This window comes from Frankia sp. AgB32 (genome assembly GCF_023243045.1).
Lineage (GTDB): Bacteria > Actinomycetota > Actinomycetes > Frankiales > Frankiaceae > Frankia.
Map to the genome: position 1 here is coordinate 49,269 of NZ_JALKFX010000005.1, position 21,612 is coordinate 70,880.

The window sequence follows — 21,612 nt, forward strand, 5'->3', positions numbered from 1 at the left end:
CGACCACATCGTCCCGACCGATCCGGCGCCGCGGCAACGCGCGGACACCGCCGCCGCCAGGGATGATGGTCGGGCCCACAAGGTCGACCAAGCGCGGCCGACCGATCACCACCCGAGAGGATCCCGTCATTCCCGCCGTACAGCGCCGCCACACCGCCGCCGCCGCGGCCTGCGCCGCACTGGCAGCGGGGGTCGCCGTTGCCACCCGGGCCACCGGGCGGCACCCGCGGCTGCCCGGCGGACCCAGGGCCACCGAGTTCTCCGGCGATCACAGCGCGACCCCGCCGGGCACCTGGGAGCTGCGGGACGTGCCCTACGCGCGGCTGTCCGCGGCGCAGCGCCTCGACCTGTACCGGCCGACAGCGCCGTCGAGCGCCGACGCCGGCGCGCGCCGCCTTCCGGTGGTGCTCACGATCCACGGCGGAGCTTTCGCGCTCGGCGACAAGCGCGACGACGCTCCGGTCGTCGCCACGCTGCTGGCGGCCGGCTACGCCGTCGCGGCCGTCAACTACCGGCTCTCCGGAGAGGCCCGCTTCCCCGCCGCGGTCCAGGACGTCAAGGCGGCCGTGCGGTGGTTGCGCGCGCATGCGGACGACCACGGCCTCGACCCGGATCGGATCGCGGCGAGCGGCCAGTCCGCCGGCGGCTATCTCGCGGTCATGCTCGGCGCGACGGCGGGCGTGGCGATGTACGACGACCCGCGCCTCGGCAGCCCGGGCGTGTCCAGCGCCGTGCAGGCCGTCATCGACTTCTACGCCCCGGTGAACTTCGCCTCCATGGACGAGCAGGCCCGCTCGAACCCGCGCTGCGCCCCCGCGGATGCCCAGCACGGTCGCGCCGGCTCCCCGGAGTCCCGCTTCCTCGGCCGCACGGTCGCCACCGCACCCCAGCTCGTGCGGGCCGCGAGCCCGCTGCACTATCTGGGTCGCGCGGCGCTGCCGCCGTTCCTCATCGAGCATGGCGACGCCGACTGCGTCGTACCACACGGACAGTCCCTGGAACTCGCCGAGGCGCTGCGGGCGGCGGGCGCCCCCGCGGTCGAGCTCACGATCATCCCCGGAGCCGGCCACGGCGCCCTGTTCCCGGCGGCGCCGCGGATGGCCGCGGTGGTGGACTTCCTGGATCGGGCCCTCGGGCGCTGACCGCCCGGCCCGCTCGGATCCGACGCCACGGCGGCGGGCCGCCCTCCCGCTGACCTCGCCATTCCCGACTCGCTCCCCTGGACCGATATCTCTGCTCCAGATAAGCTCTGTAACAGACCTAATTGTCAGGGATCGGTGAAAGATCGGTGAGCACCGTGAGCCCGTTGGTGGAGATCGTCGTCATCGCCCTCGTCTGCGTCGCGTCGGGCTGCCTGGGCAGCCTGCTGGGCCTGGGAGGCGGCACGTTCATCGTGCCGATCCTCACCCTCGCGTTCGGCCTCGATGTGCGGCTCGCGATCGGCGCGTCCGTCATCTCCGTCGTCGCCGGCAGTGCCGCGGCCTCGCCGCGTTACCTCGACCAGGGCTTCGCGAACCTGCGGATCGCGGTCACCCTCGAGGTGGCCACGGTGAGCGGGGCCGTCGGCGGCGCCCTGCTGGCCGGCCACCTCAGCGCCCGCACCCTGTACGTCGTGTTCGGCACGGTGCTGGCGTTCAGCGCCGTCCAGATGCTGCGCAACCGGCAGGAACGGTCCGGGCTGGCAGTGCCGGGCGACCGGATCGCCGACGTGCTGACCCTGCACGGCAGCGTCACCGACGGCCAGCGCCAGCGCGCTTACCAGGTGACCAGGACCGCCACCGGCCTGACGATGATGACCGCCGCGGGCGCGGTCAGCGGGCTGCTCGGCATCGGCTCCGGCGCGATGAAGGTGCCGGCCATGGACCTCGCGATGCGGCTGCCGATCAAGGTGTCGACGGCGACGAGCAACCTGATGATCGGGGTGACCGGCGCCGCCAGCGCCGTCGTCTACCTGCAGCGCGGTGACGTGGTGCCGGCGCTGGCCGCCGCGGTGGCGATCGGCACGGTCGTCGGGGCGCGCCTCGGCTCCCGGATGCTCGCCGGGGTGCGGACGACGACCCTGCGGGCGGTGTTCCTCGTGGTGCTGCTCGTCATCAGCGCCCAGATGCTGCTGCGCGGGCTGGCCTGATGACGGACGACGGACGGACGCGAGAAGGGGCAGGTGGCGGCATGACCATCACAGCGCAGGGCGAAACCCCGGAGGTCGGTGCGCGGGCGGTCGCTGTCGTGCTCCGGGTGGGCGGCGTCCTCGGCATGGCGCTCGTCCTCGCCGGGCTGGCCACGGGACTCAGCGAGAACGGTGCGGCGTGGGTGCACGGTACGGGTGGCGGCCTGCTCGACGGGTCCGCGGCGCTGCGCCTGTCCGACCTTGCCAGCGGGCTGCGCCACGCCCGGTCCAGCGCCGTCATGCTGCTCGGCATGGCCGTGCTGGTCGCGACCCCGGCCGCCGGGGTCGCCGCGGCGGGACTCGCCTGGCTGCGCTCGCGTCAGCCGTGGTTGGCCGCGGTCGCCGCGGTCGTGATCCTGCTGCTGGTCGTGGCCGGCGGCCTCGGCGCCGCGGAATGAGGCGCCGGCGGCGCATCGTGACGGGATGATCCGGATTCCCCCGCGTCCACGGCGACCGGCGACCACCGGGCGGCCCAGCCGGGTTCCCGTACCGAGATGGGAACCCTGGGCGACCACCTCGGCCCGCACGACCACGCGACGGCGATCTCCCTGCCGGTGCCGGCGGCGGCCAGCCACGACGCGCTGACGTGGGTCCGCGCCGTGTTCGTGGGCGCGCCGGCGTCGATGCGGCCGGCGCTGGTCGCCGGCTGGCGTGTCGGGCTGCGCCTGCGGCTGGGCCCGATCCGCTCCGCCGAACACGTGCCCGGCTGGTCGATCACCGAAAACGCGCCCGCACGAGCGGTGCTGACCGCGTCGTCGCCACTCATGGACGCGGGGAACATCGCGGTGGTCGACCAGACAGGACGTGGCAATGGTCCGTCCGGGCCTTTCCGACCGCTCCGCCGAACGGGTGGCGAAGCCGTTACTGTTGCGGAGTTTCCACGCATCAGCCCGTGACCGATCTGCCACGCTCCCAGGCGGGCGGACGCCGGGAGCGTGCACGGAAACCGTGCGCGCCTGCCTCTCGGAGGGGCGCCCAGGGAGCTTCGCCGCAGACCAGCCAGCCGCCTACTCGGGAAACGGAAGCGCCATGACCGCCGATCGCCCTGACATCGTGCCGGCCGCCCTGGACATCGACGTTCCGCATTCTGCGCGAATGTACGACTACTACCTCGGCGGAAAGGAGAACTTCCGCGCCGATCGGGAAGCAGCGGAAAAAGTCATCGCCGCCGCTCCGGAGGCGCCACTGATGGCCCGGGAGAACCGGGCGTTCATGAACCGTGCCGTCGCCCACCTCGCCGCCGATCACGGCGTCCGGCAGTTCCTCGATATCGGTACCGGCATTCCGACCGGTCCGAACCTGCACGAGATCGTCCAGGCGATCGACCCGGCCGCCCGCATCGTCTACGCCGACTACGACCCGCTGGTACTCACCCACGCCCGGGCGCTGCTCGGCGGCACCCGCGAGGGCCGCACCGCCTACCTACAGGCCGACCTGCGCGAGCCGCTGCCCCTGCTGGCCTCCGACGAGGTGCGCGACACCCTCGACCTCACCCGCCCGGTCGGACTCTGCCTGGTCGCGATCCTGCACTTCATCACCGACGAGGAGGACCCGTACGGCGTGGTGCGCACCCTGCTCGACGGTCTGCCCTCCGGCAGCTACCTGACGCTGTCCCATGCCGTCTCCGACGCGGCCACCGCCGGCGCGGGCTCGATCGTGTCGACCTACCAGAAGTCCTCCTCCAGTCTCACCCTGCGCACGACCGAGCAGATCCGCGCCTTCTTCGACGGCCTCGACCTGCTGGACCCCGGCGTGACCCTCGTCCCGGCCTGGCGCCCCGCCGGACCGCTGCCCGACGGCCACGAGCGGGTCTGGATCGCCGGCGGCGTCGCGCGGCTGCCGTAGTCGCCGCAGGTCAGGCGCTCGAAAGTCGATCTGCCCGACGCGGATAGGCGGGTTTTGCTAGAGTCCCTGTCAGGTCTTGAGCGCCAGCGTTCAGCCCCGGCTTGCTGGCCGGCAACCCTGCGTCCGCACTGGGGTGCCCCGGGTGATGACAGGGCTGCGGCAACCCGCCAGCGGCAAGTGCCGACCCGTCACGGGTCCAAGAGGAGCGACATTGACCTCGATCGTTTCTGTCATGCCCGAATCCGCTCGCCGCCCGGTGGTTCCCACCCAGCCGGGCGAGCCTGCCGCCGCTGGTGACACGGGACCGGCGGCAGCGCTGCTGGCCGTGCGGGGTGCCGGGCTGGGCGTGCCGCTCGTCGGCGGCGGCCGGGTGGAGTACGCCAACCTCGACTACGCGGCCAGCGCGCCGTGCCTGTCCGCCGTCGCCGAGCACGTCGAGCGGGTGCTGCCCTACTCGGCGAGCGTGCACCGCGGGGCGGGGTTCGCCTCCCAGGTGTGCACGTCGCTGTACGAGGGCGCCAGGGCGGACGTCGCCCGGTTCGTCGGCGCCCGCGACGATGACCTCGTCCTGTTCACCCGCAACACCACCGATGCCGTCAACCTGCTGGCCCGCGCGCTGCCCGCGGACGCTGGCGACGTCGTGCTGTTCGACCTGGAACACCACGCGAACCTGCTGCCGTGGCGCGGGCGCGGGGCGCGCTGCGTGGCGACCCGGTCGACCCTGGCGGAAAGCCTGGCCGCGTTGGACGCCGAGCTGCGGGCCGCCCCGGTGGCCCTGCTCGCGGTGACCGGGGCGTCGAACGTCACCGGCGAGGCGCCACCGCTGGCCCGCCTCGCCCGGCTGGCGCACGCCGCCGGCGCGCGGATCTTCGTCGACGCCGCGCAGCTCGCGCCGCACCGCCGGGTCGACATGGCCGCGCTCGGGGTCGACTACCTCGCCTTCTCCGGCCACAAGCTCTACGCGCCCTTCGGCGCCGGGGTGCTCGTGGGGGCGGCCGACTGGCTGGACGCGGCGACGCCGTACCTGGCCGGCGGCGGCGCCGTCCGCGAGGTCGGTACGGACGCCGTCGACTGGGCCACCGGCCCCGCCCGGCACGAGGCCGGCACGCCCAACCTCGCCGGCGCGACCGCGATCGCCGCCGCCTGCCGCACGATCGCCGCGTTGCCCGCCGGTGCCTGGGAGCAGCACGAGACCCAGCTGCGCGAGCGACTGCTGCGCGGACTGGACGCGCTGGACGGCGTCGTGATCCACCGGATCTGGGCGGACAGCGACGAGGTCGGCGGCGCCGGGATCGGCGTGGTCGCGTTATCGCTGCCCGGGCACGACCCCGGCCGGGTCTCGGCCTACCTCTCGGCCGAGCACGGCATCGGCGTGCGGGCCGGCCGGTTCTGCGCGCATCCGCTGCTGGCCCGCCTCGGCGTCCCCGGCGGCGCGCTGCGCGCCAGCGTCGGCGTCGGCTCGACGACCGAGCACGTCGACCGCCTGCTCGACGCCCTCGACAGCTACCTGCGAGTCGGCACCGGCTGGACCTACGCCGTCCGCGACGGCCAGTGGCAGCCCGCTCCCGACGACCGCCGCCCACCGCAGTGGGTCGAGGACTTCGCCACCGGCCCGGCCGCAGCCGGCGCCTCGCCCTGCGGCACCTGACCGCCTCCAGCCGCGCTCCCAGCGCCACGAGCCGTAGCGGCCGGTTCCGAACCGACCGCCCGCGCCGTCGCCAGCCAGCCAGCCAGCCAGCCAGCCAGCCAGCCAGCCAGCCACGGAGCGTGACGTCCAGCGGCGTCGGCGCGCGCAGGTGGGTCCCTCTGGACGACAATCCGGGCGCGAACCCGACCTCGTCGCCCTGTGTGATCTGGACCTTCGAGATCTGCCGGACGCAGGGACGGCGGTCCGTCCACGATCATCCTTTCTGGGGCCTCGCCCGGGGTGGACGGATACCGACCAGGCGGGCGCGGCGATGGGTGTCCCCCGGACCGTCCGGGCACGGACGCAGGTGAACCTTTAACAGAAGGTCTATCGACTCGAAACCGCATGTCGATGGCCTCGCCCGACAGTGTTGGCGTGATGAACATCGGGGCGTTCGCCGAGGCCACCTGGCGTGGCGCGGTCGCCCGATGCCCCAAGCAGATGGTGCACGGCCCCTGCGCGGGAGTATCTGAGGACGGGCTCTGCGAGGTCCCCGGCACCGGTCCGTGCTCGTTCCTCGACGCCCTCGCCGCCTGGCCGTACGCGCCCCCCGACTGGCGGCGGCTGGCGCTGGCGGGCCCAACGCGGCCCAGCCCGCCACGGCCGCCGAGCCCGACACAGCCGTCCAGCCCCTCACGGCCGGCCGATCCGCGGCGGGTGTCCGCTCTGCGGCGGCCGTGGCGTTTCGGGCGGTGGCGGCGGTGCGGCCGGTTGTCGTCGCCGACCTGCCGGCGGCCGCGCTGTCCGCGGACAGTCTGCGGGCAAGCGCCGCCGTGCTCGCCGAGGCTGCCGACGCCTGCCTGCTCGGGGATCACGGTGGCGCGCGGGTGCAGTTTCCGCCGTCGTACCGGGCTCGGCTGCTCACGGACCTCGGGGTGGCGGTATGGGCGGGGATCAACTGCCGGGACCGCAACCGGGTCGCGCTCGAGGGTGAGATCGCTGCCTGCGCCGACGCGGGCGTGACCGGGCTGCACTGCGTCACCGGCGACCATCCGGCGCTCGGTCACCGGGCCGACGCGCCGGGAGTGTTCGACCTGGACAGCCTCGACGTCGTCGCGCTGGCCCGCAGCCGCGGGCCGCTGGTGTCGGTGGCGCACGCGCCGGCCGCGCCGCCGGCGGACCGTCGCCTCTCCCGGCTCGACGCCAAGATCGACGCTGGTGCCGACGTGGTGTTCGTCGACCACTGCGGCGGCCTGGAGCCGCTCGCCGACGCGGTGGCCGCGCTGCGCGACACGGGTTTCGGCGGGACGGTGCTCGGCTGCGTGCCGGTGGTGACGAGCGCGGCCAGCGCGGCCGTCGTCGCGTCCTTCGCCGGTCCCCGCCTGCCCGCCGGTTACCTGGAGGGGATCATGGAGGCGGTCGATCCGCGGGTGTCGGGCGTGCGCGCCGGGGCGGAGCTCGCCGAACGGATGCTGGCGCTGCCCGGCGTCGACGGGATCAACCTCTCCGGTGGCGCGCGGCCCGGCCACGAACTTGCAGCCGCGGGCGCCACCGCCGAGATCGCCCGCCGCATCCTCGGCGTTCATCCCCGGGCGGCACTCTCATGAGCGGCACCTTCATGAGCGGCGCTGTGATGCGGGCGGTGCGGTCATGAGCTGGCTGCGCGGCGCCACGACGGCGGACGGCGACGTCGTCGACGTGGAGATCGCCGACGGGATGATCCGCCAGGTCGTCCCGTCGACCGACCAGGCCGGGCGCACCGGGCGCACCGGGCCGGACGACGTCGACCTGACCGGGCAGGTGCTGCTCGCGTCGTTCGTCGAGCCGCACGCGCATCTGGACAAGGCGCTCACCGCGTCGCTGGCCCGCAACGTCACCGGGGACCTCGCCGGCGCCATCGAGGCCATCCAGACGCTGCTGCCGGCCTCGACGGTGGCGGACTTCGCCGCCCGCGCCGAGGCGGCGCTGCGCATCCACCTGGCGCTGGGCACCACCCACATCCGCACGCACGTCAACGTCGGCGTCCAGTCGGGCATGCGGGCGTTGGAAGCGCTGGTCGACGTGCGGGAACGCTGGCGTGGGCTGGTCGAGCTGCAGCTCGTCGCGCTGGTGTCGAACCCGCTGTCCGGACAGCCCGGCCGGGATCTGCGCCGGGCGCTGGCGGAGGGCGCCGACGTCGCCGGCGGCTGCCCGCACCTCGACCCAGAGCCGCACCAGGCCGTCGCCGTCTGCCTCGACGCCGCCGGGGAGGCCGGGCTTCCCCTGGACCTGCACACCGACGAGACCCTCGACCCGAGGCTGCTCACCCTCGCCACCCTCGCCGACCTGGTCACGCGCACCGGATTCCGGCACGGGGCGGCGGCGAGCCACTGCGTGAGCCTGTCGATGCAGCCGCCGAACGTGCAGGACCGGGTCAGCGAGCAGGTCGCCGCCGCCGGGGTCGGGATCGTCACGCTGCCGCAGACGAACCTGTTCCTGCAGGGCCGCGCGCACGCCGTCGGCACCCCGCGCGGGCTGACCGCGATCGGGCCGCTGCGCCGCGCCGGGGCGGTCGTCGCCGCCGGTGGGGACAACCTGCGGGACCCGTTCAACCCGGTCGGCCGCGGCGACGCGCTGGAGACGGCGTCGCTGATGGTCACCGCCGGCCATCTCGGCCCGGACGAGGCCCTGGCGTCGGTGAGCGCGGCGCCGCGCGCGCTGCTCGGGCTGCCACCGGTGTCACTGACCCCGGGCAGTCCGGCGGATCTGGTGGCACTGCCCGCCGGCAGTGCCCTGGAGGCGCTCGCCGCCGCTGGTGCCGCCCGCACGGTGTGGCGCTCCGGGCGGATCGTCGCCCGCACCCGGGTCCACAGCGAGCTCGCCGCGCCCGCCGCGGCACCCGCCCGACCCACCGGCGGCGCCCGCCGCGCCGACGGTGTTCCTGCTGCGCACGCGAACCCCGAAAGGGAGGCAGTCTCGTGACGATCACAGACACGACCGGCGTCGCCGCCGGCACCGGCGACGCGGCGGCGGCCGGTGCGAACGCGGCGCCGGCGCTGCGCTTCGCCGGAGTGCGCAAGCAGTTCCGCGACGGCACGGTCGCGCTCGTCGACACCGACCTGACGGTGCGCCCCGGCGAGTTCGTGTCGGTCGTCGGGCCGTCGGGCTGTGGGAAGAGCACGCTGCTGCGGATCGCCAGCGGCCTCGACGACGCCACCGGCGGGACGGTGGACGTCGCCTCGCGCAACGTCGGCTACGTCTTCCAGGACGCGACGCTGCTGCCGTGGCGCAACGTCGCCGCTAACGTGGGGCTGCTCGCGGAACTGGAGCACATGGACAAGGCCGAGCGCAGCCGCCGGATCGGCGAGGCCATCGGCCTGGTCGGGCTGACCGGGTTCGAGAAGCACCTGCCGCACGAGCTCTCCGGCGGCATGCGGATGCGCGCGTCACTCGCCCGCTCGCTGGTGCTCGACCCGTCGATCTTCCTGTTCGACGAGCCGTTCGGCGCCCTGGACGAGATCACCCGGGAACGACTCAACGACGAGCTGCTGCGGATGTTCGTGCTGCGCCGCTTCGCCGCGCTGTTCATCACCCACTCGGTGGCCGAGGCGGTGTTCCTGTCCACCCGGGTGGTGGTGATGAGTGGCCGGCCCGGGCGGGTGAAGGCGGACCTGGCCGTGCCGTTCGACTATCCGCGCTCCCCGGAGCTGCGCTACCGGCCCGAGTTCGCCGCCCTGTGCGGGGAGATCTCCGGACACCTCAGGAGCGAGGCATGAGCGCCCCGGTGCCCGCCGCGACCGACACCACCGGAACCGACTCCTCCCGACCCGACGCCACCCGACCCGACAGCTCGCAGGACGGGGCTGCCGGGCCCGCGTCGGCAGCCGCGGTGGCCGCCGCCTCCCGGGGCGCGGGTGCGCCGGACGCGTCGGGCTCGGCGACCCGATCCGGCCGGGCCCGCCGGTCCCGAAGCGGAAGCGGCAACGGGCCGATCAGCCTGGTTGTGCTGCCCGCGGCGGTGTTCGGGCTGTTCATCGGCCTGTGGTACGCCGTGTCCGAGGGGATGCTCAACCAGCAGCAGCGGTTCATGCTGCCGCCGCCGCACGAGGTCGTCCGGATCGGTTTCCTCGACGGGAAGAACTTCTCGTCGATGATGAGCGCGCTGAAGCTGACCAGCGAGGTGACCTTCGCCGGGCTGGCCATCGCGATCGTCATCGGTGTCCTCGTCGCGGTGGCCATGAGCCAGGCCAGGTGGATCGAGAACTCGCTCTACCCGTGGGCGGTCGTCGTCCAGACGGTGCCGATCCTGGCGCTGACGCCGGTGCTGAGCTTCTTCTTCGGGTTCGCGCTGACGAGCCGGATCATCGTCTGCGTCATCATCGCGTTCTTCCCGATCGTGTCGAACACGCTGTTCGGGCTGCAGTCCGTCGACCGGGGCATGCACGAGCTGTTCACCCTGCACCACACCGGGCGCCTCACCCGGCTGTGGAAGCTGCAGATCCCGGCGGCGCTGCCGTCGATGTTCACCGGGTTCCGCAACGCGGCGGGGCTGGCGGTGATCGGCGCGATCGTCGGGGAGTTCGCCTTCAAACAGGGCGATCCGGGGCTCGGCACGAACATGTCGGTGTTCACCTCCCGGTTGGAGGGCGAGCGCCTGTGGGCGACCACGCTCACCGCGAGCCTGCTCGGCATCGCGGTCTTCGTCTTCTTCGGTTGGCTCGCACGCCGCGTCGTCGGCCGCTGGTACCAGCCGAAGCGCGGCTGACCCGTCCCGCGACACCACCCCATCCGGGCCCGCTCGGGCTGTTCACGTTCTGGCCCACGTGGGCCAGTAGATCCAGGGGGAGACCTCACTTGAGCACATTTCGGCGACGTCCCGCGCGGCTTGTCGCGCTGACGGCGACCGCCACCGCGCTCGCCCTCACCGCCGCGGCCTGCGGCAGCAGTGGCAGCGACGGGACGTCCAGCGCCGCCGCGCCCTCCGCGGCCGGCGGCGCTGTGCCCGCCCAGTACGACCTGAAGGCCGCTGGCTGCCCGTCGACGGTCGTGCTGCAGACGGACTGGAACCCGGAGTCCGAGCACGGCGGCCAGTACCAGCTTCTCGGTCCCAACCCCAAGATCAATTCGGGGGCGAAGTCGGTCACCAGCGAGCTGGTCGCGCACGGCGGCGTCGACACCGGGGTGAAGCTGGAGATCCGCGCCGGCGGCCCGGCGGTCGGCTTCCAGACCGTGACGTCGCAGCTCTACAAGGATTCCAACATCACGCTGGGCTATGTCAGCACGGACGAGCAGATCGCACTGTCGAAGACCCAGCCGACGGTGGCGCTGCTCGCCGGCCTGGAGAAGAGCCCGCAGATCATCCAGTGGTCGCCGGAGAAGCACCCGGACTGGAAGGCGATCGCGGACATCGGGAAGACGAACACCAAGGTCCTGTACTTCCAGGGCGCCGCGTACATGGACTACTTCACCGGATCGGGCATTCTCAGGGCCAGCCAGATCGACGGCAGCTACGACGGGACGCCGACGAACTTCGTCGCCTCCGGCGGCGACGTCGCCGTGCAGGGTTTCGCCACCTCGGAGCCCTACACCTACGCGCATGAGGTCCGGTCGTGGGACAAGCCGATGAAGTACCAGCTCATCGCGGACGCCGGCTTCAACTTCTACCAGCAGGCGATCGGCGTTCGCAAGGACAGGCTCGCCGCCCTCAAGCCCTGCCTGACGAAGCTGATTCCCATCATGCAGCAGGGTGTCGTCGACTTCGTGGGTAACCCGGCGGCGACGAACAAGCTGATCCTGAACCTCGTCGACAAGTACGACAACGGCTGGGTCTACAGCGAGGGCGTCGCGAACTACGCCGTGTCCACGATGAAGTCGCTGGGCATTGTCGGTAACGGTGCGAACAGCACCCTCGGTGACTTCGATGACACGCGCCTGCAGAAGCTCATCGATATTCTGGGTCCGATCTACCAGCAGCAGAACAAGCCGATCCAGGCCGGACTGAAGCCGTCGGACCTCGTCGACGGCAGCTTGCTGGACGCGAAGATCGGGCTGGGTTCGTGATCAGGACGGATAGCTGACGGAGATGTCGGACTCCACCCTCGCGGCCTCGCGGGGCGGCCAGGCCGCGCGACGCTGCCCACCGTGACCCCGCTCGACCCGGCCGCGCTCGACGCCCTCGCCGCGGAACTCTCCGCGCTTGTCGGCGCGGACGCGGTGCACCGCGATTCCTCGACCCTGCTGTCGGCGTCGACGGACTGGGCGCACATGAGTCCGGTCCTCGCGCCGCTGCTACCCGGCGGCGTCGCCGACGTGGTGGTCCGCCCACCCGACGCGGCCGGGATCGCGGCGGCCGTCGGCGCGGCCCACCGCCACCGCATCCCGGTGACCGTGCGCGGCCAGGGCACCGGCAACTACGGCCAGGGCATCCCGCTGTTCGGCGGCCTGGTCCTCGACACCTCCGCGGCCACCCGCATCCTGTCCGTCTCCGACGGCTGGCTCACCGCGGAGGCCGGCGCGTCGTTCGTCCTGATGGAGAAGGCCGCCGCGGCCACCGGGCAGGAGCTGGCGATCCTGCCGTCCACGGTCGGCAGCACCGTCGCCGGATTCATCGCCGGTGGCTCCGGCGGCACCGGGTCGATCGCGAACGGCGCGATCTGGGACGGCTACCTGCGCTCCCTGCTCGTCGTGCCGTGCACGGACGACGCGACGCCGGTGGCGGTGCCGTTCCCGGAGAACACGGCGATGGCGCACGCGTTCGGGGTCTCCGGCGTGATCGCCGAGGCGACGGTGGCGCTGCGCCCGGCGCGGCGCTGGACCGGGCTGTACGCGTCGTTCCCCACCCTGCACGGCGCCGTCGCCGCAGGTGAGGAACTGTTCGACCTGGATCCGACGCCGCGGCTGCTGTCACTGGACGAGGCGGGGATCATCGCCACCTACCGCCCGGCGGACCCGGCGCTGCCCGCGGACCGGGTGAGCGTGCGCGGCATCGTCACCGAGGACAGTGTCGACGCGGCGAGCGCGGTCGTGGCCCGCCACGGCGGCCGCGTCGACGCGGTACGCCCCAAGGGTCCCGCGCACATCGCGTCGCTGTCGTACAACCACACCACCTACCGCGTCCGCAAGGTCCGCCCGGAACTGACCCACCTGCAGTGCATGGGGCCGGGCCTCACCCGCCGGCGCGCCGAGGTCGCGGCGCTGGCGCCGGAGTCGCTCATCCACCTGGAGGGCTTCCTCACCGCGAACGGCCGCGACTGGGTCGCCATGCTGTTCCTGCGCTACGACGGCGCCGACGACCTCTACGACCGGATGGCCCGCCTCGCCGACGTCGAGGTCCACGTCGACGACCCGCACACCTGGGAACTGCACCACGGCCGCCTCGACGCCGTACGCGCCGCCGCCGCCCGCTTCGACCCCGACGGCCTGCTCAATCCGGGCAAGCTGCCACCCGCCTGAGCCCCGCGAGGATCAGCGGGAGGCGGGCGAGCGGTACTTCTCCCGCAGCCGGTCCCACACCTGCGGCGCGACGAGGCGGCTGACGTCGCCGTCGCGGCTGGCGACGTCCTTGACCAGGCTGGAGCTGAGGAACGAGTACTCCGGCCGGGCCGCGATGAACAGCGTCTCCACCTCGGAGAGACGGCGGGTCATCTGGGCGATCTGGAGTTCGTACTCGAAGTCGCTCACGGAACGCAGGCTGCGCACGATCGCGGTGATGCCGTTGCGCAGGCAGAAGTCGGCGAGCAGGCCGTCGAAGGTGGCGACGCGGACGTTCGCCAGGTGCGCGGTGGTCGACATCAGCATGGCCACCCGCTCGTCGACCTCGAACAGGCAGCGTTTCGAGACGTTCGGCAGCACCGTCACGACGAGCTCGGCGGTGAGGGCCGCGGCTCGTTCGATGATGTCGACGTGCCCGACGGTGACCGGGTCGAACGATCCCGGACAGACTGCTCGACGCACCCTTCCACCACCTCCACGGATCAACCACGACCGCCAGAAAGATCACATCGTGACACGGCGTCGGGCACGCGGCGCCACTTTTCACTCACGCTTCGGAGTGTTGCTGCGCCGGTCAGGGGCGCGGTCGGGTCACCATCAGGACCGACTCCGGGCCCGAAGGGGCCGCGGGTTCGCGGGTGCTCGCCGAGGCGGCGGCACGAACGGGCCATCACGAGCCGGACGGGAGTGCCACCAGATGGGCGGCCGGGAGCCTGGACATCTCGCCGGCGGGCGCCGGACACACCTGATGGTCGCGGCGGTCTCGATGGCGGGTTCGATGCTCGTCGCCGTCCCCGAGCCGGCGGGGGCGGGCGCGCAGGCGGGGCTGTTCGCGCCGGCCGCCGACTACCTCTCCGGGCACGGCCCGACGTCGGTGTCCGTCGGTGACCTGCGCGGCGACGGGCGCAGCGACATCGTCACGGTCAACGCCGGCGACGGCACGGCCTCGGTGCTGCTGGCCACCGGCGACGGGACGTTCTCGGCGCCGCGGATCTACCCGGTCGGGCCCGGGCCGACCGGGCTGGACATCGGCGACCTCAACGGCGACGACGTGCCCGACCTGGCGGTGTCGAACCAGTTCAACGCGTCGGCGACGGTGCTGTTCGGCAACGGGGACGGCACGTTCCGCCCGCCGCTGGTCCTGCCGGTCGGCTCGGGCCCGTCGGCGGTGGCGATCGCGGATGTCACCGGCGACGGGGTCACGGACATCGTCGTCACCGACCAGTTCGACGGCACGGCGGCGGTCCTCGTGGGCAACGGCCACGGCGGTTTCGCGCCGCCGCGGTTCACGCCGGTCGGGCCGAGCCCGTCGTCGGTGGCCGTGGGTGATCTGACCGGTGACGACGTGCCGGACCTGGCCGTCACCGACGCCGGGAACGCCACGGTGGTGGTGTTGCCGGGCAACGGCGACGGCACGTTCGGGGTCGGCCGGCCCTACCTGACCGGGCCCGGCCCGTCCTCGCTGGACATCGGTGACCTCACCGGTGACGGCGTCGACGACCTCGCGGTCACGAACTCCGGGAACGCGACCGTGTCCGTGCTCCCGGCGACGGGCAACGGCGGGCTGGGGGCCCCGCGGACCTACCTCGCCGGGCCGGGGCCCTCGTCGATCACCATCGGGGACGTGACCGGCGACGACGTCAACGACCTGGCGGTGCCGAATGCCGGGAACGCCTCCGTGTCCGTCCTGCCCGGCCGCGGCGACGGCACGTTCGGCCCGCAGCTGGTCTACCTCGCCGGCCCGGGGCCGGCCTCGCTCGCCGAGGGCGATCTGACCGGCCGGGGTCTGGTGGACATGGCCGTCGCCAACGGGCGCGGCACCACCGTGTCGGTGCTCGCCGGCACGGGCGCGGGAGGCGGATCAGCTGCGGGCGGCTGCGGCTGACCTCGTCGAGGACGGGGCACCGGTCTCGACGGTCTCGGCGGTGGCGCGGGGCGTCGCGGCCACCGGGACGATGAGGATGGCCACCGCGGCCAGGGCGGCGGCCAGGAAGAAGCCCGCCGGGTAGTCGGCGGCGCCGATGAGCCAGCCGACGACCGGCGGAGTCAGCGACGCCGTCACGTTCTGCCCGGTGTTCTGGGCGCCGAGCGCGCGGCCCGCCCAGCTCGGGCCGGCCAGCTCCGCCGTGGCGGTGAACGACAGACCGTTGGTGCTCGCGGTCAGGCCGCAGGCGACGACGAGCAGGACATCGCACGGCCACGACGGCCACAGCGCGGCGCCGCCGAGGACGGCGAGCAGCACCCCGTTGGCGGCGGCCAGCATCCGCATCGGCCGCAGCCGGCTGCCGAGATGGTCCGACCAGACGCCGGCGGTGATGCGCCCCGCCGCGCCGAGCGCCTGCCCGGCCGCCATGACCTGCCCGGCGGTGGTGACGTCCCAGTGCCGGACGTCCACGAGGAACACCAGGCCGAAGGCGCTGATGGTGCACTGCGGCCAGACGAGCAGCGCGCTCGCGCCGTGCACCCGCCACAGGCCGGCGGACCGGTAGGGCGAGGCGGCCCGGCCGGCGCCGGCGGCGGCCGGCGGGCGCGGTGGGTCGACGACGAACAGGATCACGCAGACGGCGACCGCGCCCATCAGCACGGCGATGACCTGCACGGTGAGGCGGGCGCCCAGCCGCTCGGCCAACGGCGGGACCAGCAGCGCCGCGATGCCCATGCCCAGCGGGGTGGAGATCTGCCGGATGCCCATGGCCAGGCCCCGTTCCCGCTGGGAGAACCAGCCCATCACGACCCGCCCGCTCGCCGCGAAGACCGACGCGCCGGCCGCGCCGGCCAGCACGAACACCGCGCCCAGCGCGGGCGCGCCGTGGGTGGCCCGCGCGGCGGCCAGCAGCACCGCCGAGCCGAGCAGCCCGCTGCCGAGCACGACCCGCTCGCCGTAGCGGTCCGCGAGCGCGCCCCACCCGATCAGGGCGAGGACCAGCCCGACCGTGGGGCAGGCGACGACGATCCCGGCCTCGGCAAGGGTCAGCCTGTCCGCCGCCCGCAGCTGCGGGACAAGGTACGGGATCCCGTAGACGAACACACAGGCGGCGGTCTGCGCCCCGGTGCCGAGCGCGAGCATCAGCCACCGCAGGTTCCCGGCACCGTCCGCTGGCTCTCCCGATCGCCGCACCGGCGCCACCGCCTCTCCCCGCGCAACCCATCCAGCACAGCCGTCTCATAATTTGAGACGACTGTCTCTCTGATTGGGACGATAGCTCAGGGTGGGGCGCACCGGCTGCCGTTGTGGCGAATCACCAACCGGCCGGGACCGGTCGCGCCGACCCCGGCCGGCCTGGTCCGGCGCGGCCGGCTCAGGCGTCGGCGACCAGCTTGCCGGCATTGGCCCAGCTGTCGGTGGGGACCTCCTGGATCCACACCTGGACCGTCTCCGCCGGGATCTGGTAGGCGTCGACGAACGCGTCCGTGATGCGCTGGACCAGCGCGCGCTTGAGCTCGACGGTGCGCGGGCTCTGCTGAACGGTCACGATCGGCATGGCGGACCTCCGGTCTGGGGGTGGGACGGGGACTGTCGTCGGCCCGGGCCACCGGCCCCGCCGACAGGGTCCAGTCCATCCCGGCGCGGTCACCGCACCAACGCGCGTTCCGCCATCGCCACCATCACGAATCGTGATGGCCAGCCGCCGCCGCGCAGGCGTCGAGGAGCAGCGGCAGGTACGGCGTCGGCACCGCGGCCCGCACACACACCGCCGTGGTGACCGACAGCGGACGGCCGCGCAGCGGACGGAACGCCACCCGCGGTGCGTGCAGCCGGTCCGCGTGCGCCGCGTAAAGCACGGTCCACATCGGCCGGCCCGAACCGATCGCCGCGAGGGTGTCCTCCAGGGAGCCCGTCGCCTCGTCCGGCGTCGGTTGGAAGCCGGCGTCGGCGCAGGCATGGATGACCAGATCGACGAGGACGGGATTGTGCCGGCGGGCGACCAGCCGTAGTGGCAGACCGGCGAGATCGCGCAGGGCGACGTCCGTCCCGGAGCCCAGCTCGTGGCGGGCCGGCAGCGCGACGACCAGCTGGTCCCGCCACACCGGGACGGCCCGCAGCGCCGGGCCGGCGGCGGTGCCGCGGACGAAGGTGGCGTCCAGCGTGCCGGCCGCGACGCGGTCGAGGCGCTGGCGGGTGGGTTCTCCGATCAGCTCGACCTCGACGTGCGGGGCGCGCCGCGCGAGCTGTTCGAGCACCGCGTCCAGGCGTTCGCCCAGGCCCCGGCTCGTGCCAAGGCGCAGCGTCCCGGTGTACTCGCCGGCGAGCCGGGACGCGACGGCGAGTACCCGGCTCTCGGCGGTGAGCACGGCGCGCGCCTCGCGCAGGAACTCCTCGCCGGCGGAGGTGAGCCGCACGTGACGCGGGGACCGGTCGAACAGGTCGATGCCCAGCTCCCGTTCCAGCCGGCGGATCTGCTGGCTGACGGCGGGCTGGCCGATGTTCAGCCGTTCGGCGGCCCGCCCGAAGTGCCCGGCCTCGGCGATCGCGACGAAGTACCGCAACTGGCGCAGCTCCACGACCCGGGTCCCTCCCAGACTCCGCCCCTGCGCCGCCACCAGCGGGAGCACCGGGCGGCGCATGGCCATCCGGACCGCACCGGGGTATCCGGGCAACCAGGAGCGGTGATCACCGTATCGGGCGCGGTGGGAGTCCGAACGGTCGAGAGAGCCGGATCTCAGCGGGTCGGCCGGCGGGCGGCGAGGATGACGTCGGCGGTGTTGCGGCCGCTGGCGCCCCAGACGCCGGCGCCGGGGAAGGTGCCGGCGCCGGTGAGGTAGAGGCCGGTGACGGGGGTGCGGTAACGGCTGAGTTCGCGCTGGCGGCCGAGCAGCGCGGCGACGACGCCGCCGGGGAACGACGGGGCGTAGCCGCGGGGCATGGTGAAGTCGCGTTCGTAGTCCGGTGGGGTCATCACCCGCCAGTCGCGCACGGAGGCGAGCAGCGCGCCCGGGTCACCGAGGGAGCCGAGGCGACGCAGCCAGGACCAGGCCCTGGTCGGATCGGCCCAGCCGCCGGGTAGGGCGTACGGGGTCCACAGCACCTCCAGGCTGAGCAGGTGCGCGTCGCCGCCGGGGCGCAGCGACGGGTCGAGCGCGGACGGGGTGTTCAGCAGGAACATCGGTGGGTCGCTGACCTGCCCGCCGTGCCGCGCCGCGACGGCGGTGACCTGTTCGGCGGGGGTGGGGCTGATGGCGATCGTCGGAGTGTGCCGAGCCGGCGCCGGCAGCACGTCGGCGGGAATCGCGTCGATCGCGCGCAGCCGCGGGATGCCGGTGACGACCGCGTCGAGCTTGGACTCGTAGCCGTCGACGGGCGGCGCGGCGGCCCAGCGGGCGTGCAGGCGGGCGGCGGCGGGAACGCCGTCGAGCCAGTCGACCAGCACCGCGCGCGGATCGGTGGCGGTGACGACGGTGGGGGCGGCGAGGTGGCGGCCGTCGGCGAGGCGCACCCCGACCGCGTGGCCGTCGCGGACCTTCACGCCCGCGACGGGCGCGCCGGTGACCAGCACACCGCCGTGATCACGTACGCAGGCGGCGAGCGCCGCCGGCAGCGCGCCGCTACCCCCGACCGGGCGGCCGACGCCGATGAGGTGGCGCATGGCGAAGCCCAGCGCGCCGAGGCCGCTGCCCGGCGCGTCCGGGCCGAGTCCCCACACGGCCGGTCCGTTCGTGCAGGCGGCGGCGACCAGCCAGGGTGGCAGGCCGAAGGAGCCGAGCACGTCGAGCAGGCTGCGCCGGGCCCAGCCGAGCACGGTGGCGGCGCCCTGCAACCGGTGGCGGGCGGCGCGGGAGGCGATCGCCACGGCGCTCGGCCGGGCACTCTGGATCGCCTGGACCAGTCGGGCGGCGGGCAGCGCGACGTCGAGGTAGCGCCGATAGGCGGCGGCGACCGCGGGGTCGGTTCGGGCCAGGCCGTCGATGGTCCGTTCGGTGCTGCGCCACTGGACGAACGCCGGCTCGTCGCCCCAGCCGATCGCGATGCCCATCGGGTCGACGTCGAGGTAGCGCAGACCGTAGGCGCCGAGTTCCAGCTCGTCGACGATCCCACTGGCGAGGATCATCGTGTGGTCGCAGTTGCAGATGTTCACCCGGGCGCCGATCGCGTCGACCGTCGACGCGCAGCCGCCGACGGTGTCCCGGGCCTCCACCACGACGACCGACCGGCCCGCACGGGCCAGGTAGGCCGCGCAGGCCAGCCCGTTGTGACCAGCACCGACGACGATCACGTCGGCCCGCGCCGGCAGGTCACCCCAGCCGTCCCACCCGGCACCGGCCCCCACGGTGGCGGCCTCCGCCCCGCCGGCCTCCGCCCCGCCGGCCCCCCTATCTCCGGCCCCCATCGTGACGGGCCGATCCACGGCGGGGACCCGCCCGATGCCGAGCAGGGGACCGCGACCGCGCGCGGAGCGGTTCCAGCCGGCGGCGACCCGACCCGGCGTCATCGGGAGGGGCGGGGATCGAAGCGGGCGATCTCGGCGAGGGACTGGCCCGCCGCCGTCACCATCGCCTCGTACAGGTTCCGGCCGCGCTCGGCGGTCGCGCTGGTGGGATCACCGATCGTGCCGTCGGTGCCGAAGTCGTCGGAGAGCCAGCCGAAGGACACCGCGCCGCCGAAACGCACCCGCTCGTAGCCGGTGAGCTGCTCGGGGACGCTGCGCACGCCGAGGTCGAGGCGGACCAGCCCGGGCCGCAGGTGCAGCAGCAGTGACGTCTCGTCGATCCCGGCGTGGATGCCCATGCCGAGTTCGGCGGCGGGTGAGGTGCCGCCGTGGTCGGCCGGCAGCGATGGATGCATGACGAACGTGCGCAGCCCGTGGGCGAGGCGGACGTCGCGGGCCGCGACCTGCAGCAGCGCGCTGTTGCCGCCGTGGCCGTTGAGGAACACCAGCCGGCGCACCGGCGTGGTCGCCAGGCAGCGGGCCACGTCGTCGAGGACGGCGAGCAGCGTCGTCGCGGACAGCCAGAGCGTCCCCGCCGACCAGGCGTGCTCGTTGGACTTCGAGTAGGCCAGCGGCGGCAGCAGCCACAGGTCGTGGGCGTCGCCGTAGGTCTCGACGGCGTCGTGGGCGAGGGATTCGGCGACGACGAGGTCGGTCGACAGCGGCAGATGCGGGCCGTGCTGCTCGATCGAGCCGATCGGGAGCACGGCGACCGCGTCCGGGGACAGGTCCGCGGCCTGCGGCGCGCGCAGGTCGGCGAAGACACGGCTCATCGCGGGCCGCTCCCCGCGGGGGCGGTCATGACGTCGGCGCCGACGCCGGCAGGCAGCAGCGGGATGACGTCGCGGGCGAAGCGGCGCAGCTGCTCCTGGGCGCGGGCGTAGGGGTCGCCGGGCATCGCCGGGAAGATCACCAGATCGCCGAGGCCGAGCAGTTCGTCGAGTTCGGCGATGTGGGCGGCGACGTCGGCGGGGGTGCCGACCGCCCACGGGCCCTGCGCCATCGAGTCCTCCAGGGTGGGGACGAAGTCGCCGTCGGCGGGGCGGCCGTCGGGGCCGAGGTAGCCACGGCCCCAGCCGTAGGGGGCGAGGAACCGCCAGAACTCGTCATGGCCGGCGCGCACGGTCGCCATCGCCTCGGCGCGGGTGTCGGCGACGGCGACGTTGAGGACGAGCATCCGCCGTTCCCCGCGGGCCAGCGCCCGGCCGTGGACCTGCTCGTAGGTGTCCGCGAAGGCGTGCCAGTCAGCGGCGAGGCGGCGGCGTTCCTTCAGCCAGAACACTCCGCCGAGGCCGCGGGTCGGGACCGCGCGCAGCGTCGGCGGGCTGGTGACGGCCTGCCAGGTGTCGTACGGATAGCGCGGACGGGGCACGAGGGTGAGTTCCTCGACCTCGCCGCCGCGGTCGGGGATGCCCGGCGGCGGCAGCCGGAAGTGCGTGCCCGTGTACCGGAACCGCTCGTTCGTCAGCGCGGTGTGCAGGACGTCGAGGCTCTCCTCGGTGATCTCGCGGTTGAGCGCGTCGGCGGCGGCTGCGGCCGGGTTGTCGTACGAGCCGACCGACACCGCGCCCGCGGTCAGCGGCAGGATCTCGCGGGGCACCGTGCCGCGGCCGACACCGAGGATGCCCCGGCCGCCGGAGAGGTTGTGCAGCAGCGCGAAGTCCTCCGCGAGGCGCAGCGGATGCCACTGGCCGACCACGTTGAACATCGTCCCGATCCGGATCCGGCTGGTGCGGGCGGCGAGGAAGGCGCCGAACAGCAGCCCGTTCGGGACGACCTCGTAGCCCTCGTGCTGAAAGTGGTGTTCGGTCAGCCAGTAGCTGTCGTAGCCGAGCCGTTCGGCGAGTTCGCCGCAGGCCAGCAGCTCACGGTGGGCGTGCTCGATCGCCGCCTGGTCGTAGCGGCGCTCGGTGGGCTCGGTTCCGCCGGGCCCGGCGTCGGCCATCTCGACCCCGCCGAACAGGAACACGCCGATCCGCACGCCGCCTCCGAGTGCTGATGGGATCAACATCGTCGCGTTGACGCATGTCAGACCCGTCAGGTCGGCATTTCGCCCAAGCAAAACCTCCCCGTCCTCA

20 protein-coding genes and 1 riboswitch are annotated in these 21,612 nt (G+C 73.8%); of the genes, 13 read left to right on the forward strand and 7 right to left on the reverse strand.

The annotated features are described in order from the left end of the window. The first annotated feature begins 62 nt into the window (after positions 1 to 62). The 12 genes from MXD60_RS02850 to MXD60_RS02910 all read left to right on the forward strand — a co-directional run bounded on the left by MXD60_RS02850 (position 63) and on the right by MXD60_RS02910 (position 13,070). Positions 63 to 1,142, forward strand: a complete 1,080-nt coding sequence (locus MXD60_RS02850; protein ID WP_248817352.1) for an alpha/beta hydrolase — start codon at positions 63 to 65, stop codon at positions 1,140 to 1,142. Between the two features lie 146 nt (positions 1,143 to 1,288). Beyond that, positions 1,289 to 2,128, forward strand: a complete 840-nt coding sequence (locus tag MXD60_RS02855) for a sulfite exporter TauE/SafE family protein (protein WP_248817353.1) — start codon at positions 1,289 to 1,291, stop codon at positions 2,126 to 2,128. 41 nt (positions 2,129 to 2,169) lie between these two features. Beyond that, positions 2,170 to 2,565, forward strand: a complete 396-nt coding sequence (locus MXD60_RS02860; RefSeq protein ID WP_248817354.1) for a DUF1634 domain-containing protein — start codon at positions 2,170 to 2,172, stop codon at positions 2,563 to 2,565. A 96-nt stretch (positions 2,566 to 2,661) separates the two neighbouring features. After that, on the forward strand, positions 2,662 to 3,063 hold the full coding sequence (locus MXD60_RS02865; RefSeq protein ID WP_248817355.1) for a hypothetical protein: 402 nt from the start codon (positions 2,662 to 2,664) through the stop codon (positions 3,061 to 3,063). A 133-nt stretch (positions 3,064 to 3,196) separates the two neighbouring features. Next, complete coding sequence (locus MXD60_RS02870; RefSeq protein WP_248817356.1) at positions 3,197 to 4,012, forward strand: SAM-dependent methyltransferase; 816 nt, start codon at positions 3,197 to 3,199, stop codon at positions 4,010 to 4,012. 72 nt (positions 4,013 to 4,084) lie between these two features. After that, positions 4,085 to 4,198, forward strand: a riboswitch (SAM riboswitch). 46 nt (positions 4,199 to 4,244) lie between these two features. Continuing rightward, a complete protein-coding gene (locus MXD60_RS02875) occupies positions 4,245 to 5,660 on the forward strand; it encodes an aminotransferase class V-fold PLP-dependent enzyme (RefSeq protein WP_248817357.1) in 1,416 nt (471 codons plus the stop codon). 716 nt (positions 5,661 to 6,376) lie between these two features. Further along, positions 6,377 to 7,246, forward strand: a complete 870-nt coding sequence (locus tag MXD60_RS02885) for a methylenetetrahydrofolate reductase (RefSeq protein ID WP_248817358.1) — start codon at positions 6,377 to 6,379, stop codon at positions 7,244 to 7,246. A 43-nt stretch (positions 7,247 to 7,289) separates the two neighbouring features. After that, complete coding sequence (locus tag MXD60_RS02890) at positions 7,290 to 8,600, forward strand: amidohydrolase family protein (protein WP_248817359.1); 1,311 nt, start codon at positions 7,290 to 7,292, stop codon at positions 8,598 to 8,600. Then, positions 8,597 to 9,394 (forward strand): ABC transporter ATP-binding protein, encoded by a 798-nt coding sequence (locus MXD60_RS02895; RefSeq protein ID WP_248817360.1) that lies wholly within the window; start codon positions 8,597 to 8,599, stop codon positions 9,392 to 9,394. The genes MXD60_RS02890 and MXD60_RS02895 overlap by 4 nt, the downstream gene beginning before the upstream one ends. Then, on the forward strand, positions 9,391 to 10,383 hold the full coding sequence (locus MXD60_RS02900) for an ABC transporter permease (protein WP_248817361.1): 993 nt from the start codon (positions 9,391 to 9,393) through the stop codon (positions 10,381 to 10,383). Before MXD60_RS02895 ends, MXD60_RS02900 begins: the two co-directional genes overlap by 4 nt. A gap of 89 nt (positions 10,384 to 10,472) precedes the next feature. Then, entirely contained in the window at positions 10,473 to 11,678 is a 1,206-nt protein-coding gene (locus tag MXD60_RS02905) for an ABC transporter substrate-binding protein (RefSeq protein ID WP_248817362.1), read from the forward strand. 81 nt (positions 11,679 to 11,759) lie between these two features. After that, complete coding sequence (locus tag MXD60_RS02910) at positions 11,760 to 13,070, forward strand: FAD-binding oxidoreductase (RefSeq protein ID WP_248817363.1); 1,311 nt, start codon at positions 11,760 to 11,762, stop codon at positions 13,068 to 13,070. Positions 13,071 to 13,082: 12 nt separating this feature from the next. On the opposite strand, the gene coaD is transcribed toward MXD60_RS02910, so the two are convergent. Next, entirely contained in the window at positions 13,083 to 13,571 is a 489-nt protein-coding gene (coaD, locus tag MXD60_RS02915) for a pantetheine-phosphate adenylyltransferase (protein WP_248817364.1), read from the reverse strand. A 235-nt stretch (positions 13,572 to 13,806) separates the two neighbouring features. Here coaD and MXD60_RS02920 point away from each other — a divergent pair, with 235 nt between their 5' ends. Next, positions 13,807 to 14,994, forward strand: a complete 1,188-nt coding sequence (locus tag MXD60_RS02920) for an FG-GAP repeat domain-containing protein (RefSeq protein WP_248817365.1) — start codon at positions 13,807 to 13,809, stop codon at positions 14,992 to 14,994. On the opposite strand, the gene MXD60_RS02925 is transcribed toward MXD60_RS02920, so the two are convergent. The 6 genes from MXD60_RS02925 to MXD60_RS02950 form a co-directional block, all read right to left on the reverse strand. Beyond that, positions 14,971 to 16,227 carry an MFS transporter gene (locus MXD60_RS02925; RefSeq protein ID WP_248817366.1) on the reverse strand — a complete coding sequence of 419 codons (1,257 nt, stop codon included), beginning with the start codon at positions 16,225 to 16,227 and terminating at the stop codon, positions 14,971 to 14,973. The genes MXD60_RS02920 and MXD60_RS02925 overlap by 24 nt on opposite strands. A gap of 181 nt (positions 16,228 to 16,408) precedes the next feature. Continuing rightward, entirely contained in the window at positions 16,409 to 16,591 is a 183-nt protein-coding gene (dmpI, locus tag MXD60_RS02930; protein ID WP_248817367.1) for a 4-oxalocrotonate tautomerase DmpI, read from the reverse strand. Between the two features lie 124 nt (positions 16,592 to 16,715). Next, on the reverse strand, positions 16,716 to 17,675 hold the full coding sequence (locus MXD60_RS02935) for a LysR family transcriptional regulator (RefSeq protein WP_248817368.1): 960 nt from the start codon (positions 17,673 to 17,675) through the stop codon (positions 16,716 to 16,718). Positions 17,676 to 17,770: 95 nt separating this feature from the next. Next, positions 17,771 to 19,375: a phytoene desaturase family protein gene (locus MXD60_RS02940; RefSeq protein WP_248817369.1), complete on the reverse strand. Its 1,605-nt coding sequence runs from the start codon at positions 19,373 to 19,375 to the stop codon at positions 17,771 to 17,773. A gap of 158 nt (positions 19,376 to 19,533) precedes the next feature. Further along, positions 19,534 to 20,307, reverse strand: coding sequence for a creatininase family protein (locus MXD60_RS02945; RefSeq protein WP_248817370.1), 774 nt, complete (start codon positions 20,305 to 20,307; stop codon positions 19,534 to 19,536). Next, the gene (locus MXD60_RS02950; protein ID WP_248817371.1) at positions 20,304 to 21,515 is read right to left on the reverse strand and encodes an LLM class flavin-dependent oxidoreductase; all 1,212 of its coding nucleotides are present in this window, start codon (positions 21,513 to 21,515) and stop codon (positions 20,304 to 20,306) included. Before MXD60_RS02950 ends, MXD60_RS02945 begins: the two co-directional genes overlap by 4 nt. Between the last annotated feature and the right edge of the window lie 97 nt (positions 21,516 to 21,612).